The 15,940-nt window shown below is 36.5% G+C and carries 12 protein-coding genes; 5 read left to right on the plus strand and 7 right to left on the minus strand.

The features are described 5' to 3' along the window. Nucleotides 1–82 precede the first annotated feature (82 nt). Nucleotides 83–2,770, minus strand: a complete 2,688-nt coding sequence (locus IE080_RS16685; RefSeq protein ID WP_189585325.1) for a phosphoenolpyruvate carboxylase — start codon at nt 2,768–2,770, stop codon at nt 83–85. 196 nt (nt 2,771–2,966) lie between these two features. Here IE080_RS16685 and IE080_RS16690 point away from each other — a divergent pair, with 196 nt between their 5' ends. Next, nucleotides 2,967–5,192, plus strand: a complete 2,226-nt coding sequence (locus tag IE080_RS16690; protein ID WP_189585328.1) for a sodium-translocating pyrophosphatase — start codon at nt 2,967–2,969, stop codon at nt 5,190–5,192. A 152-nt stretch (nt 5,193–5,344) separates the two neighbouring features. Here the strand turns inward: IE080_RS16690 and IE080_RS16695 are convergent, their stop codons facing one another. Next, complete coding sequence (locus IE080_RS16695) at nt 5,345–6,532, minus strand: exo-beta-N-acetylmuramidase NamZ family protein (protein WP_229800694.1); 1,188 nt, start codon at nt 6,530–6,532, stop codon at nt 5,345–5,347. Nucleotides 6,533–6,578: 46 nt separating this feature from the next. Here IE080_RS16695 and IE080_RS16700 point away from each other — a divergent pair, with 46 nt between their 5' ends. Beyond that, nucleotides 6,579–7,796 (plus strand): ABC transporter permease, encoded by a 1,218-nt coding sequence (locus IE080_RS16700; RefSeq protein ID WP_189585331.1) that lies wholly within the window; start codon nt 6,579–6,581, stop codon nt 7,794–7,796. Here the strand turns inward: IE080_RS16700 and IE080_RS16705 are convergent. Then, the gene (locus IE080_RS16705) at nt 7,783–8,526 is read right to left on the minus strand and encodes a polyprenol monophosphomannose synthase (RefSeq protein WP_189585333.1); all 744 of its coding nucleotides are present in this window, start codon (nt 8,524–8,526) and stop codon (nt 7,783–7,785) included. The two genes, IE080_RS16700 and IE080_RS16705, sit on opposite strands and share 14 nt — an antisense overlap. Nucleotides 8,527–8,623: 97 nt before the next feature. Between IE080_RS16705 and IE080_RS16710 the strand changes: the two genes are divergently transcribed. Then, complete coding sequence (locus IE080_RS16710; RefSeq protein WP_189585336.1) at nt 8,624–9,511, plus strand: ATP-grasp domain-containing protein; 888 nt, start codon at nt 8,624–8,626, stop codon at nt 9,509–9,511. Here the strand turns inward: IE080_RS16710 and IE080_RS16715 are convergent. Beyond that, nucleotides 9,508–10,296, minus strand: coding sequence for a tetratricopeptide repeat protein (locus tag IE080_RS16715; protein ID WP_189585338.1), 789 nt, complete (start codon nt 10,294–10,296; stop codon nt 9,508–9,510). The genes IE080_RS16710 and IE080_RS16715 overlap by 4 nt on opposite strands. Nucleotides 10,297–10,401: 105 nt before the next feature. Here IE080_RS16715 and IE080_RS16720 point away from each other — a divergent pair, with 105 nt between their 5' ends. Continuing rightward, nucleotides 10,402–10,845: a heavy-metal-associated domain-containing protein gene (locus IE080_RS16720; RefSeq protein WP_229800695.1), complete on the plus strand. Its 444-nt coding sequence runs from the start codon at nt 10,402–10,404 to the stop codon at nt 10,843–10,845. Nucleotides 10,846–10,856: 11 nt separating this feature from the next. Beyond that, entirely contained in the window at nt 10,857–11,924 is a 1,068-nt protein-coding gene (locus IE080_RS16725) for a globin family protein (protein WP_189585340.1), read from the plus strand. 59 nt (nt 11,925–11,983) lie between these two features. On the opposite strand, the gene IE080_RS16730 is transcribed toward IE080_RS16725, so the two are convergent. From IE080_RS16730 to IE080_RS16740, 3 genes are read right to left on the minus strand one after another with little or no spacing between them, the layout of a single operon-like run. Beyond that, nucleotides 11,984–12,379 (minus strand): response regulator, encoded by a 396-nt coding sequence (locus tag IE080_RS16730; RefSeq protein ID WP_189585342.1) that lies wholly within the window; start codon nt 12,377–12,379, stop codon nt 11,984–11,986. An 11-nt stretch (nt 12,380–12,390) separates the two neighbouring features. After that, nucleotides 12,391–13,410: a response regulator gene (locus IE080_RS16735; RefSeq protein ID WP_189585345.1), complete on the minus strand. Its 1,020-nt coding sequence runs from the start codon at nt 13,408–13,410 to the stop codon at nt 12,391–12,393. A 9-nt stretch (nt 13,411–13,419) separates the two neighbouring features. Further along, the gene (locus IE080_RS16740; RefSeq protein WP_189585347.1) at nt 13,420–15,825 is read right to left on the minus strand and encodes an ATP-binding protein; all 2,406 of its coding nucleotides are present in this window, start codon (nt 15,823–15,825) and stop codon (nt 13,420–13,422) included. Between the last annotated feature and the right edge of the window lie 115 nt (nt 15,826–15,940).

The raw sequence follows: 15,940 nt of genomic DNA on the forward strand, positions 1-15,940 counted from the left end.
TTTCCAGTAGCAAAAAGAGTTAGTCCAAATTAATTGGACTAACTCTTTTTTTGGTGGTATTCAATTGACTATGTCAACTGTTTTAGCCAGTATTTTTCAATCCATTGGCTAGTGCTGTAGTTATTTGTAATAACCGGGTTATGATTTCTTGGTTGTCTCCATTTGGATTTTCAGCTCTCCAAGTTTGAAGATTAGAGATTTGATAGTGATGAAGCGTTTCAACAGCTTCTGTTCGTCTACCTAAGGTATCCAATAATGAAGCTCTACGTATACTTCTTGGATTTTTGAACATCATTTCCAATTCATCTAAACATAATTTATATTCTGCTTCGATGATATTCAAGATGTTGTTTCTGACGGCTTCATCTTTAACCAAAGAGGCGTAAATTTTCATCCATTTTTCATTGGCGTTCAATACATTGGTTTCCAATTGGATCAAAACATAACGGAAGAATGGCCAACTGTCATGATTTTCTCTTAAGAGGGAGTAGAGTTCAGGTTTTTCTGTTCTTAACGTATGCAGACCCGTTCCCATACCAAACCAACCAGTTAGATTGAATCGACTTTGTGTCCAGCTAAACACCCATGGAATCGCCCTTAAATCTGCTAGTGTCCGTGTTCCTGTTCTTCGAGCTGGTCGGGAACCTATCTTACTGAGTTCTAATACATCGATTGGAGTTGCTTCTGCGTAAAATTTAATAAAGTCAGGATGCTGAATTAAATTTTTGTACTGTGCTTGAGCAGCCCCTGCTAAATGCTCAAATGCTTTTAATTTTTCAGCTGCAACCTGCTCTCCTTTAATTGCTTTGGCTGTTTGAAGTACAGTTCCAGATATTAACATTTCCAAATTATACACAGCATTCAAAAGATTGGCAAACTGTTGAGCAATAGTTTCACCTTGCACAGTCAACTTGATTTCTCCTGTCAAACTACCTACAGGCATACTTTCTAGAAAGCGGTGATATTTTCCTCCACCTCGACTGATAGTTCCGCCAATTCCATGGAAGTATTTAAAACGAATTCCATGTTTTTTTGCGACTTGGCTCAAAGCCTGTTCTGTTTGATTGATATTCCACCTACTGGCGACAATTCCACCATCTTTATTACTATCAGAATAACCAAGCATGATTTCCTGCACTGCAACACCTTGATTTTGATGGACAGGATGGGCAAGGTATGCTTCCATGATGTCTGGTGAAGACTGTAAATCATCAATAGTTTCAAATAGAGGGACGACAGGGAAATCTCCATACTTAATTCCAGCTTCTCTCATGAAGAGATAAACTGTCAATAAATCATTTAACCCTCGCGTCATGCTCACTATGAAAGAACCAATACCATCTTTTCCAAAAATATCACAATGATGTTTGACAACCCTATAGCAATTCAAAACCTTGTCAGCTTCTTCACCATAACTAGTTCCTACTACACCAAAAGGTCTATTGGTTTTTAATTCTCTGTTGAGGAATTCTGTCTTTTTTTCTTCTGACCACTGACTGTAAGGTGCTTCCTGAGGATATGCATGCTGGATTAACTGCTCCAATGCTTTATCATGAAAAGCAGAGTTTTGTCTGATATCTAGTTTTGCAAGGTGAAACCCAAAACATTGTAATTGGCGCTCAATCGGGAAAAGAAGAGTTTCAGCAATTCCCTGAGCTCCAATACTTATCAGGCTTTCCCGCATGATTTTCAGCTTGTTGTTGAGTTCATTCACATTTTGAAATCCTTTTTCAGAATTTTGTTCCTTGGTGTGTTTAAGTTTGATCAAAACAAGATTGATAAACTGTCTCCAAGGTTCAAATGGGTTTCGCTGAACTGCATGGCTCCCTTCTTCTCCCAAAAATCCTTCCATAGCTTTAATCTCTTCCTCAAAATAAGAAGGAAGTGGATTTCTTATACTCGAGAAGGATATTTTAGAAGCTAATTCCCGTATTTGTTTTTCGATTAATTCCAACGCAGATTTTCGGTGCAGCAGGAGCGTTTCTGCTGTAATTTCGGCTGAAACATAAGGGTGACCATCTCTATCGCCACCTACCCAACTGCCAAAGCTAAGGATTGGGAAGTTATCGGGATTTTGCAGGGCATGTTTATCAAAACCAGCTTCGATCCAGCTATTTTTTAACTGTTCATCATGCTTAGCCAATGCTTTAGGAAATACTTTGGTGAAGTAATGTAACACATTGTTTCGCTCCGATTGAATGGTTGGTTTTTCCAAGTAAACTTCACCTGTTCTCCACCATCGCTCGATCAAGGTTTCAATTTCCCTTTCAATACCTTTGAACTCTGTCCTTGAGAAAGAGCTGTTCTCTAATTGTACCAATTTAAGGTATAAATCTCTGTGAATCTCCAAAACAGAAATACGTTTTGCTTCGGTGGGATGCGCAGTGAGTACAGGTGTTATTTCTGTTGACTTTAATACGTTCAATAGTTCTTTTTCAGAGAATCCATCTGCTTTCAGACGCTGAAATGTTTCTCCCCAAGAGCCTCTGATGCTTGATGCACCATTATGATCAACTATTTTTCTTCGGAACTGAACTGCGGCATTTTCTTCTACTAAATTCATCAGTTGAAGATAAATACTAAGTGTCTGTATATGCTTCGATTCTTCACTTTTGCTACTCAAAAGATCTGGTACACCTCCGCGGATTTCAAAACTTTTAACAAGCTCATGTTCTCCGAGATTTATCAAAACATTTTTAAAACGTTCAGTAAGAAAATCCATATCCTTGCGGATTTTTTCAAAAAGTAACTGCTGACTTAATTCTGACATAGTGTTTTAGGTTTTAGAGATTACTTACGTATTAAAGGTAAAAAGTTTGCTTCATTTGGCCTAAAGCTTTTTCATATCTCTCCAAATTATCTTCTGAAATCAAAAATAGATGACTTTTATCTGTTTTGATTGCATGGTATATGAATAGTAATATATTTGTTGAAATGAATCTTTGACAATAACTCAATTAATCTTTATGGAACAAATGTTTATCTACATTGTCCCCTTGTTGGGGATTATCGGTCTTGTCGTCATGGCAATTAAATCAGCTTGGGTAACCAAGCAAGATGCAGGAGATGAAAATATGGCAGAACTGGCAGGTCACATTGCCAAAGGAGCCATGGCCTTCTTAAAAGCAGAATGGAAAGTCCTCGCTTATTTTGTTGTGATTGCAGGTTTATTGCTAGGTTGGTCTGGTACACTGATCGAAACCTCCTCACCCGTCATTGCTATTTCATTTTTGATCGGTGCTGTACTTTCAGCTTTTGCAGGCTATTTGGGGATGAATATAGCAACCAAAGCAAACGTTAGGACCACTCAAGCGGCAAAAGGAAGCTTGAAAAATGCTTTGAAAGTATCTTTTACAGGAGGTACAGTTATGGGGCTTGGTGTTGCAGGATTGGCTGTTTTTGGAATGGGAGCTTTGTTTATCCTATTTTACAATATGTTTGTCCTTTCTACAGGAGGTGATGTGAATGGTGCAGCTATGGAAACAGCATTGGAAGTACTCGCTGGTTTCTCACTTGGAGCAGAGTCTATCGCATTGTTTGCCCGTGTAGGTGGAGGTATCTACACCAAAGCAGCTGATGTGGGTGCTGACTTAGTAGGTAAGGTGGAAGCAGGGATTCCTGAAGATGATGTTAGAAATCCAGCGACTATTGCTGATAACGTAGGAGATAACGTAGGTGATGTAGCGGGTATGGGTGCTGATTTGTTTGGTTCCTATGTGGCTACGATCCTTGCTTCGATGGTTCTCGGAAGAGAGATTGTATCTGATGATAATTTTGGAGGTATTGCACCAGTATTATTGCCCTTGGTAATTGCTGGTATGGGATTGATTTTTTCTATAGTAGGAACATGGTTTGTTCGAATTAGTAAGGACACAGATTCAGTACAGGCTGCATTAAATAAAGGAAACTGGATTTCTATATTATTGACAGTAGCGGCTTCCTATCCTTTGATCATGTATATGTTGCCGGAAGGTGAGTTGGTACTTTCCCGTGGAGGGTCGATTGCTTTCACCAAAATGGGTGTTTTCGGTGCTGTAGTTATTGGTTTGATTGTCGGGGCTTTGATGAGTATGATTACGGAGTATTACACAGCTATGGGTAAGAGACCTGTAAATTCCATCATCAAACAGTCTTCCACTGGTCATGCAACCAATATCATTGGGGGGCTGTCAGTAGGTATGGAGTCAACAGTGCTTCCAATTTTAGTATTGGCAGGTGGTATTTATGGATCTTTCCTCGCAGCCGGTTTGTATGGAGTTGCGATAGCTGCTGCTGGTATGATGGCTACTACAGCTATGCAGTTGGCTATTGATGCCTTTGGTCCTATTGCGGATAATGCAGGTGGCATTGCAGAAATGTCAGGTTTGCCTAAAGAAGTTCGTGAGCGTACAGACATCTTAGATGCCGTTGGGAATACCACAGCAGCTACTGGTAAAGGTTTTGCGATTGCTTCAGCTGCGTTAACGGCTTTGGCTTTATTTGCAGCTTATGTTGGTATTGCAGGCATTGATTCCATTGATATTTATAAGGCAGATGTACTAGCAGGTCTCTTTGTCGGAGCAATGATTCCATTCATTTTCTCTTCCTTAGCGATTGCAGCAGTGGGAAGGGCAGCTATGGACATGGTGAATGAAGTGAGAAGACAATTCCGTGAAATTCCTGGCATTATGGAATACAAAAACAAGCCAGAATATGAAAAATGCGTAGAAATATCCACTCAAGCCTCTATCCGTGAAATGGTTGCTCCGGGAGCTATTGCCTTGATTGCACCTATGGTGGTCGGATTTGCCTTCGGGGCAGAAGTGCTTGGGGGTTTGTTGGCAGGTATCACGGTGTCAGGTGTGTTGATGGGTATTTTCCAAAACAATGCCGGTGGTGCTTGGGATAATGCGAAGAAGTCTTTTGAAAAAGGTGTGATGATTGATGGGGTAATGCAGTATAAAGGTTCTGATGCTCACAAAGCTTCTGTTACAGGCGATACAGTTGGAGATCCGTTTAAAGATACTTCCGGGCCTTCTATGAATATTTTGATCAAATTGACATCTATTGTAGCCTTGGTTATCGCTCCTCATATTTCTGAAAAACCTCACGGTTCGCATGCCATGAAAGAAACAGTAGAAATCAAAAAAGAGATTACATATGTAGACAGTAAGAAAGTCGAGAAGATAGAAAAGATAGTGATTACAAAATAAAATCAAGAGCCTCTGAGAAATCAGGGGCTTTTCTATTTTTTTAGCAATTTGAGTTAAATCATACTAATCATTTAAAGGATTGGTAGGCAAAATTAATTGAATCAAAGCATTTTGGACGGAAATACTTAGTCTTTCTTTAATTAAAAAAGAGCTTAATATATCAAGTATTTTTCTCTCATTTTTTTATAACTGTCAATGTCGGTTTGCCAAGATTCGCGTATTTGATTTTCGTTTTTGCCTGATATAATATCTTTTCGTATTTGGTCTGTTCCTGCTAACTTATCAAAGAAGTTGTTGAAAAACTTTTCTTTTTTACCTGAGACAGTGTATGCATGAAGTAGGTACTTCAAGGTGAATCGATGATCCAAGGATTCTTGTCTTAAATCTACACCATAGCATAGTTTGTTCTGTTGAGGAGGGTTTTTGGACATTCCGACAATGCTAACGGGTGTAAAAGTGAAATCTCCAAATTTTGGGTCGGGATAGCCATAAACTTGAAAAGGATATTGGGTACCTCTTCCTAGTGAAATGTCTGTACCTTCAAAGAAACATAAGGAAGGATATAAACGAATCGATAAATCGTTGGGTAAGTTTGGAGAGGGCTTTACAGGGAGACTGTAGCTAGCTGTTCTACTCCAGTTTTTGACTGGGATTATTTCAATAGGTGCTTTTACTTTATTTTTGAGCCAACCTTCTCCATTGATCATCTGAGCTAATTCTCCAACGGTAAGCCCATGAACTATCGGTATAGGATGCATGCCAACAAAACTTTCAAACCCTTTTTTAAGTACAGGTCCATCAATATAATCCCCGTTCGGATTAGGTCTGTCAAAAATCAGTATAGGTTTATTTTGTTCTGCGCAAGCCTCCATGACATAATGCATAGTGCTGATATAGGTGTAAAAACGAACGCCTACATCTTGCAGATCATAGATGATGATATCCACATCCTTAAGCTGTTCAGGCTTTGGTTTTTTATTATCTCCATATAGTGACACGATGGGTAACCCTGTATTTTTGTCGATTTCAGAATTGATAGTTTCTCCTGCGTCAGCATCTCCTCGGAAACCATGTTCTGGAACGAATACCTTCACTACATTCATTCCTTCCATCATCAAAAAATCTACCAAATGCATCTTTCCTTTTGATTCGAGAATAGCAGTTTGGTTAATTACAAGTCCAATTCTCTTCCCTTCAAGTTTAGGAAGATAAATTTCAGGCTGTTCTGCAGCTGTAAGAATCCTTTCATGCATATTCGAATGCAAATTCTGAGGAACTTTATTGCTTCCAATAAATGGTTGAAGCATGAAAAAAAAGGAAAGAATTATTATTTTGAGCATGATCGTAGTTATTTTGCGCTAGATTTTGACCAAAGTACTAAATTAATTGAACCTATCGTATTTCATTTCTAAAAGAATCAGTTTCCAGCGTGCCGGCGGATTCACGGGGACTATACACAGGATTGCGGTAGCTTCCGTTGCGATAGGATTGGCGATTTCTATGATATCTTTCATGATACTTGGAGGCTTTCAGCATGAGATTTCTCAAAAAGTATATGGTTTTACGGGTCATTTTCAAGTTACTAAATTTATGTCAGGCAATGCCTTTGAGGAAGTGCCTACGTCGATTCAATCAGACTTTTACAAAAATCATTCCCAACTTCCATTCATAGAAAGACTCCATGGATTTGCACATAAGCCAGGATTACTTAAAGGGGATGATGAAGTAGAAGGGGTGCTACTCAAAGGATTGACATCTGATTTTGATAGTATTGCATTTATGCCTTCTTTGGTAGATGGTAGATTTATTCAATTTCAGGATTCTTCGGCAAGTAATGAGATTATAATTAGCAAGAGTATTGCCAATAAATTACTGATTGGATTAGGAGATCGAATTACCATGTATTTTGTTCAAGACCCTCCGAGGTTTAGGAGATTTGAAATTGTTGGGATCTATGAAACTTTTTTAGAAAATTTTGATGAAAAAATCATTCTAGGAGATTTACAGACAATCCGTAATCTGAATGGTTGGTCCGAAGATCAAGTAGGTGGATTTGAGGTCTTTGTAAGCTCCTTAAACAATCTAGATCTGCAAGCAGATGAAATCAATCGCTCTTTAGATTTTGATTTGAAATTGACAGATGTGAGGGATAAATATGCTGAAATCTTCGATTGGCTCGCTTTATTGAACAATAATGTCTATATATTTTTAGGCTTAATTTGTTTTGTTGCCGCTTTCAATATGGTGTCCATTCTATTTATATTGATTATGGAACGTACACAGATGATCGGAATTTTAAAAGCTTTGGGAAGTAGGAATCAACAAATCCGTCGAGTTTTTATCTGGAATGGGGTGAGAATTATCGGAAGGGGATTGCTAATAGGGAACAGTATTGCTTTGGTCTTTGGTTTTTTACAAAGTTATTTTTCATTAATTCCTTTAGATCCAGAGAACTATTATATGACAACTGTACCCATCTACTGGAATTGGCCTGTGTTTTTAGCTATTAATTTAGTGGTTTTATTGGTTACTACTTTAGTTCTGTTTATTCCTGCAATCGTGATTTCTAATATTCAACCAATAAAATCAATTAGGTTTGATTAGGCTTGTATTTAAAAAACCAGCTACGAATTTTCATTTGTATTACCCCAAAAACAGCTTCTTTGAAGATTTTAGTACTCATTTTTGAAGTTCCTTTGGTGCGATCTGTAAAAATGATAGGCACTTCTTTTATTTTAAAACCTAGTTTCCAGGTTTTGAATTTCATTTCAATCTGGAAAGCATAACCCACAAATTTTATTTTTTCCAAGCGAATATTTTTTAAGACTTGGACCTTGTAGCATTTAAATCCGGCTGTAGCATCTTTGATGGGCATTCCTGTTATAAACTGTACATACTTACTGGCGAAAAATGACATCAATACCCTAGTCATCGGCCAGTTTACTACATTCACACCTGTAATGTACCGCGAACCAATTGCTAAATCATATCCTTCTAAAGCACAGGCTTTATATAATCGAATAAGGTCTTGTGGATTATGGCTAAAATCAGCATCCATTTCAAAGATATACTCGTAGCAGTGAGCTATTGCATATTGAAAACCTTCCAAATAGGCAGTACCCAGTCCATTTTTCCCTTCCCTTATAATCAGGTGTAATCTTTCTGGATATACATTTTGTAAGCATTTTACCCGTAAGCTTGTACCATCAGGGGAATTATCATCAATAATCAAAAGGTCAAAGTTTCCCTCTAAAGCCATAACAGCTTGTATGATATCCTCAATATTTTCGGACTCATTAAAAGTGGGAATGATGACTAGTTTTTCTTTTTCCATAAAATCAAGTTTCAAAAATATGCTTAATCTGGAACAAAACAGTCATAGAGATTTAAAAAACCTTAAAATGACTAATATTGCATTGAAAATTAACTTTATGAAACTAGCAGTCATTACTTACCAAGACCGTGGGGCCTATGCCGTGGAAACTGTGCCTGATGAAGATAAACTCCTCAGTGAGATTTTGGATAGCTTATCCATTGAATATCAATTTGAAATCTGGTCAGATGAATCGGTCAAATGGCAGCAGTATGACATGCTTTTATTGAAATCGCCTTGGGATTATTTTGACTACTTTCCTAAGTTTGCTTATTGGTGTGAACAGATTCAGTCTTTAGGTATTCCAGTATTGAATGATTTAAGGACGGTATTATGGAATTCTAAAAAATCATATCTATTGGAAATTCAACAAGCAGGATTAGGAGTTGTACCTACAAAATTGATACCGATGGGTGATGTGAAGGAATTAGTAAGGATAGTAGATAACTCTGGATCAGATAGTCAATTTGTAATAAAACCTGCAATAAGTGGAGGCTCCAAAAATACCTTGAAATTTGCACTGCATGAATTTGCTGATTTGCTTCCAACATTGGGAAAATGGCTTTCCGTAGAGAATTATTTATTACAACCTTTTGTGCCTGAAATCGAAAGGGTAGGGGAATATTCTTACATCTATTTCAATGGGAAGTTTTCACATGCATTGTTGAAAAAAGCCAGTCCAGGAGAGTTTCGGGTCCAACATTTTTTTGGTGGGACCATTCACTCCCTTGAGCCTGGTGCCGATGAGTTGGCAAGTATCAACCCCTATATTGAGCATTTTGCTATTAGTACGCTCTATGCCCGAGTGGATGGCGTATGGAGAGATGGGGTTTTTCTTTTGATGGAGTTGGAATTAATTGAGCCGTATTTATTTTTGTATACCCATCCTCAAGCCATGGACAACTACCGATCCGCGATCAAAGCCCGTTTGCAGGTTTCAGCTTAGCAGTTCTCCATTTGCATTTGGGCAAAAGCACTTCCTTTGGAAGCTGCTTTCAAAAGGTCTTGACAACCAGTCGGATCTTTGAGTAGTTTTTTTGCGGCCCCCCTTCGGGCAAGAGCTTCTTTATGCTCTGGGTTGGCCGCTAATACCTGATCAAAGTCCTCTATTGCCCAACTTAAATAACCTATGGTCATTCGAACTAATCCTCGATTATAAACAGCAACCAAATTATCAGGATCATATTTCAGGCACATGTTAAAGGAACCTGCTGCACCCAAGAGGTCCCCAATTTGAGACCTTGCCATGCCTTGATAGAAATAAACAAGGGGGTGTTTGTCGTTGATTTCTTTGGCTAGCTGTAAGAATTCATCAGCACTGTGATATTTTTTGTTTTTAAGTAGGGCTTGACCCAGTTGAAAAAGAATATCAAAGTCTTCTGGATCATTTTTGGCTGCTAGGAGGTAGAAATTTTCAGCTTCTCTGTAGCGTTCTTGTTCCCAATTGATTTTTCCCAATCCGGCAAATGCCTGCGCATGTTTGGGATCTAATTTGAGAATGCTTCTATAATCCTCCTCTGCTTTTTCCCAGTTTTTTATTTCTTCATAGGCTCTCGCTCTGAGATGAAGGGTATTGATATCTGTTACCTTTAAAAAAAGTACTTTTGAAAATTCATCAATTGCCTCTTGGTAGTTACCTGCACGAAATAACCGTTCCCCTTCCGAAAAATTCCCGATGCAACCCCAAAGAAGCGCACTACATCCGATTAAAATTGCAAAAACTTTTCTCATAACTAATTATTATTCATGTAAAACTAACAATATAAATTAAATAGGCAAAAAAAAATTACAGAATTGAAAATCCAATTGTAACCTATACTTCGTAATTCTACAAAAATGGATAAAATTATGGTCAAACGAATAATTATAGGATTGATAGCAATCTTCTTGTTTTTGATTGCCACACTTGCTGTACACATTTACTTGGTGACAAAACCTAGTCCAGGAGCTATTAGTAGCATTAGCATGGGAAGAATAGATTTTAATAAATCTATTGATTCTTTAGAAACATTGGCTATAGTCCAAAAAGCTAAAAGTCTAGAAGGTGTTCAAGATATTCGTGTTAATGTTGAATCTGGTTTTTTGATTTGTTTGTACGATCGTAAAAAGTGGTCCGGAGATGATTTGTCCAATTGGATTAGTGAAGAATTTAATATGTCTGCCAGTTTTTTCAGGCCTACAGATGAAATGCTTAGTCAGTCATGTCCCGCTATTGATAAAAATTCCCTCACATTTAAACTGGGAGATTTCTTCCAAAAAACTTTTGAAAAGATACACTAAACTTAATTATTATGAAAAAGACAAATTTATGGCTAATTGGATTAATGCTACTTGGTGGAGTAGTATTGAGTTCATGTAATGATGATGGTCCAGACCCAATTATTGATGATTCCTTCTATTCTCAAGTATTAGGAGGAGAAACAAAAGTCCCAGATCCGATGAATCCAGGACAACAAATCGAACAAGGGTTTCTTAACCTTAGGACTGTTGTAGTCAATACGGTTACTACAATAGCAACTAATGAAGGTGGCAAATACAACAGCCTCCAACCATATTTCTCTGTGTTATTGAATGAGGTAGGTAGAGGAGAAACAACAGGATTAAACATGCTAGTGATGGACTTTACGAAGTTTTTAGCAGAAGCAACTGGGGCTCGTAACTTCAGTTATACAGGTCTTGATATGGAAGCTGCTCACGATCCTGCGCGAAATCCACGGATGAATGGGTTAATCAATAATGCAGATTATGATTTATTCATCCAGGCAGTAGTAGAAGGTGCTGCTCAAGCGGGGATTACGGACAATGCTGTCCTAGGACCTGTAGGTCAGTTGCTCGAGTCTGTAAGAGCTCCAATTGTACAGCGTGGTGGAAATGAAAGCCTAGATCTATACACGAGGTTAGGAGGTTCGGGATTGGTGAGTGATCCTCAAAATCCTGGTCAGCTGATAGAAGCAGGTTATATTCCTTTGCGTGCGGTTGTTACGGAAACAGTTCTTGTAATTGCTACCAATGAAGGTGGGAAATATGAGGATCTTTTACCATCTTTTTCGGTCTTACTCGCCGAAGTTGGTGCGAATGATTTATCGGGTTTTGGATTACTAGTTTCTGGATTTAGCAATTTTCTTGCCGAAGCAATTGGTGCTCAGAATATTAGGTATACAGGTTTGAATATGGCAGATGCTCACAATCCTATGGTAAATCCAAGAATGACAGGTGTGGTTACCGAATCTGATTATGATTTATTTATAGAAGCGGTAGTAGAGGCAGCATTAAAGCTTGAAGTTCCTATGAGTATTATTCAAGAATTTGGTGCTTTGCTAACTAGTCCAGGGTTACGCTCGGCGATTGTACAAGGATAAATCAATTTAATAATAAGTGTATCTAAAGTCTATTTTGATTCGATTCAAAATAGACTTTTTTAATTAAAAATGGCTTGATTTTCAATTATTTGTCTCATGTCTTCTATTGATACTGGTTTTTCTAAGAAATCAAAAACAAACGGATATTTTTCTGCTAGCTTTTTATCTGAAAGATTAACAGAAGACGTTACAATACACACGTGAACAACTCTTTTAGTGGGGGTTTTTAATAAAAATTCTAGAAAATCCCAACCTGAAAATTCAGGCATATTAATATCTAAGAAAACAATTAGTTTTTGTTTTAGGTGCGGGCTATTATAAATGTCATTTATTGCTTTGGTGCCTGACAAGTACTCGATCGGCTTGTAGTCATGGAAAAATTTCATTACTACTCTACTGATGAGCATGAGGTCAATTTCCTTGTCATCGATGATTACAATATCAAAGTTTGTCATATTGAAGCCAATTAATCTATTTTAATTTGTTCTGTACGTATGGTAATATCTCGAACGATTTCGTCTAATTCAATTGCAGACTCTCTTATAAATTGTATCAATTGTTTAAGATCATCAGAAAGATTATTAGACTCTTCTTCTACATTTATTAACTCTATCAATCCCATCATTCTAGACAAGGGAGCGCGGACTATATGGGATTGAATCCAAGCAATTTCCTTCAATTTTTTGTTTTGGGTTTCTATAGCTTGAATATATTTGGACTTAAATGTAATGTCATTGATAAGGACAATTTTTGCGCTTTTTCCGTTAAAGTCAATATCATTAGCATAGACTTCAACATCCATTACTTCTCCATTTCTTTTTTGATGTTTAAACACTCCGCTTAGATTGATTCCTTTTTTTGATAAATCATTTTGAATAGCCTGGTAAAGTGCCGGTAACTCTTCTACTGGACGGATATCCGTTATTTTCATACTTAAAAATTCTCCTTCATTAAATCCATAAGTTTCCACCGCGGATTTATTGACTGCTAGAAATTTCAATGTCACTTTTTCATAAACCCAAATTGGCATAGGCGATAATTGAAAAAGATCTTTGTATCGTTTTTCTGAGCTTATTAGTTGATTTGTTACTTTTTTTCTCTCTATTGCATAAATAATGCTTTTGTAAAGGGCTAACGGGTTTAGTTCATCTTTTAATTGGTAATCGGCAATGCCTAACTTTAGTGATTTTCTACTAAAGTCCACATCAGGGTAACCTGTTAAAATTATTATAGGTGTTTCAGGTAGCAATTCCGCTATTGATCTAATTAGTCCTTCTCCACTTAGGTCTGGTAGGCTTAAGTCCAACAACACTACGTCAAAAAAATTAGGGTTATTCTCAATTATTTTTTTTGCATGAAAAAATGATTCTGCCTCCGAAATCTTAGGTAGAATTATAGTGTCTTCTAAATATGCCTCAATTAGGACACGATCACCCTTGTTATCGTCAACTATAAGTATTTGATATTCTTTTCTGTCTTTTATCATACATGCATTTTAAATGCTTGTGTAATTGATTTTATTTATAGTGAAATATACTGTTGTTCCTTCATTTTCAATAGAATGGATCCAAATATCTCCTTTATGTTGGTTGACTATTTTTTTACAAATTGCAAGACCAATGCCCAGATGTGAAGAAAATTGGGAAGCTCCTCCTTTTTCAAATATGTTGAATATCTTTTTTCGTACTTCCTCTTTCATTCCTAAACCGTTGTCTTGTACCTCTATAAGCCATTTATTTTCCAATTCTTCTCCTTTAATTTGTATAGCCAAAGGCTTTTGTGGATTTTTGAATTTTAAAGAGTTTTGTATCAAGTTGTGGAGGACTTGACGAATTTGAGTTTTTATTCCAAAAAAATGTAAAGGATTTTCACAAATTATCATCGCATCTGTATCTTTTATTTGAACCCTCTCTAGAGTTTTCACATCATTGATTAGTTCTTGTAAGTTTAATAGTGTTTTTTCGTCGTCTACACCAGCAAGACTAAAATCGAGTATTCCCATTATCAAACCTTTCATTTTTGCAGCTCCTTCCAGCGCATATTGAATATATGATTTTCCTTTATCATCTAATAAATAGCCATATTTATTATCCAATAATTTTAAAAAACTACTAACCATCCGAAGTGGTTCTTGGAGATTATGGGATGTTATTTCAGTAAATTTTTCCAATTCAGCATTTGATAGTTGCAATGCTTCGGCTCTATTTTTTAATTCAATATTGATTTGGGCGATATCAAATTCTTTTTTTCTAATATCGGATATATCATGTAAGACAATTAATGTGCTTACTTGATCTTCTTGATTGATTTTAATTTGCTCTCCCGACACTAAGAAATAATAAATTTCTTTATTTCTTTTTAAGGCAACCTCTTGATTTTTGATGTTTTTTCCATTCAAAACCAAGGAAAAAGGATTTTCTTCTTTTGAGATTGGGTAAAGGTCTCGGCAATGAAGAAAATCTGAATGGCTAATCAGGTCTTGAATGTTTATGGTATTTGGTTTAAGCTGTAGGATATTCCTGGCTTTTTTATTACTTAGAACGATTTTGCCAGTGTGATCGATTGATAAAATCCCTTCAGAAAGGTTATCTAAAAGAGAATTCAAGAACTCTTTTTCTTGAGTTAGTTTACGTTCATAGTTTTTTATTTTACTAATATCTTGAGTTGCTCCAATTATTCGCACGGGATTTCCTTCTTTGTCTTTAATGACGACACCTTTATCAACTACGTCTGCATACCGACCATTGCTTTTTCGAAACCTAAATTCTTCTTCCCAATAAGTTTCACCTGTTGTTTTTACTTCATTCAAACGTTTAAGGACTCTTGGTAGGTCTTCGGGATGGATATGATCATTCCAAAAATTCGTATCATTAGTGAAAACAGTCAAAGGGTATCCAAATAGCTTTTCGAAGTTTTCTGAGCGATACACTTTACCTGTTATCAGAGACCAATCCCAAATGGTATCAGAGGTTGCTTTGGTTGCATATCGAAATCTTTTATTACTTCTTTTCCAGCGCCTAGTCGCTTTTTTTACTTTTTGTTCTAACAATTTAGGTTGCTGTGCTAGAAAAAATGCAACAAATCCAAAAACAATAGATATAATTGTGCGAAAAATTAGGGTTCCTTGAATTTTATTAAATGCTAATGATTTTTTCAGCTGTACTGTCAACTTCCAATCTCCTTCACTTATAATCTTTTCAAATTTAAACCCGTTGAATGTGGTCAGTTCGCTTGAATTTGGGAAGAAGGTATTTATACTTTGATCCTTAGAACTGAATTTTACTAATTGAATGTCAAAGAGTTTACTCAGTTCTAACGTATCAAGAATCTCTTTTTGAAATGTTTCTAATTTTATAATTGCAACACTGAATCCCCAAAAAATATTACTTTTAAAAATCGGAATTCTTCCTACAATTCCTTTACCTCCTTGCTTAAGTTCAAATGGACCTGCAAAAAACATTTTTTTTCTTTCTATTGCTAAAACAGCTTCACTAGCTGTTTTAGGGTCGTCTAAAATATTGTAGCCTATCACAACCTCATTACCTTCAAATGGGTAAACATACATTATACTTCCTCCTTCTACAAGTTGTAGTACATCAATAGAAGGGAATGTTGTTAGAATTTGAGCGGCCTTTGAGTCGAGAGTATTTTTATCCTCCTCAACTAATTCATATGCAAATTGAAGTGAAGATGCGGCAATGTATGCGTGATTGAGGAGCGTATTTATTTTTTTTTCAATAAAGCTTGCTTGTTCTAGGACGCGCTGCTGTTCGCTACTTTTTTCGATTTTGAAATCTTTATAGGTTATATATTGAGAAATAAAAATCGCTATAAAAAAAGTGATGATTCCAGTGATTAAAGGTGACTTATAAGTTAATTCTAGCGATTTCTTGAAAATCATAGACTGATCTATTTATCTAGAAGGAAAAAACTTGATCTTAAACAATAATCTGAGCAAATCCAGACTCTCCTTTTTAATTTATCGATGGATTTGTAAAAATTTTTCATAATGAAGT

It is taken from the genome of Mongoliitalea lutea (assembly GCF_014652135.1).
In the GTDB taxonomy this organism is placed as follows: domain Bacteria; phylum Bacteroidota; class Bacteroidia; order Cytophagales; family Cyclobacteriaceae; genus Mongoliitalea; species Mongoliitalea lutea.

Coding starts and splice junctions, on each gene's coding strand:
- IE080_RS16735 (WP_189585345.1), bottom strand. CDS start 13,410: ATGATAAAAGACAGAAAAGAATATCAAATACTTATAGTTGACGATAAC.
- IE080_RS16710 (WP_189585336.1), top strand. CDS start 8,624: ATGAAACTAGCAGTCATTACTTACCAAGACCGTGGGGCCTATGCCGTG.
- IE080_RS16725 (WP_189585340.1), top strand. CDS start 10,857: ATGAAAAAGACAAATTTATGGCTAATTGGATTAATGCTACTTGGTGGA.
- IE080_RS16685 (WP_189585325.1), bottom strand. CDS start 2,770: ATGTCAGAATTAAGTCAGCAGTTACTTTTTGAAAAAATCCGCAAGGAT.
- IE080_RS16715 (WP_189585338.1), bottom strand. CDS start 10,296: ATGAGAAAAGTTTTTGCAATTTTAATCGGATGTAGTGCGCTTCTTTGG.
- IE080_RS16705 (WP_189585333.1), bottom strand. CDS start 8,526: ATGGAAAAAGAAAAACTAGTCATCATTCCCACTTTTAATGAGTCCGAA.
- IE080_RS16730 (WP_189585342.1), bottom strand. CDS start 12,379: ATGACAAACTTTGATATTGTAATCATCGATGACAAGGAAATTGACCTC.
- IE080_RS16690 (WP_189585328.1), top strand. CDS start 2,967: ATGGAACAAATGTTTATCTACATTGTCCCCTTGTTGGGGATTATCGGT.
- IE080_RS16720 (WP_229800695.1), top strand. CDS start 10,402: ATGGATAAAATTATGGTCAAACGAATAATTATAGGATTGATAGCAATC.
- IE080_RS16740 (WP_189585347.1), bottom strand. CDS start 15,825: ATGATTTTCAAGAAATCGCTAGAATTAACTTATAAGTCACCTTTAATC.
- IE080_RS16695 (WP_229800694.1), bottom strand. CDS start 6,532: ATGCTCAAAATAATAATTCTTTCCTTTTTTTTCATGCTTCAACCATTT.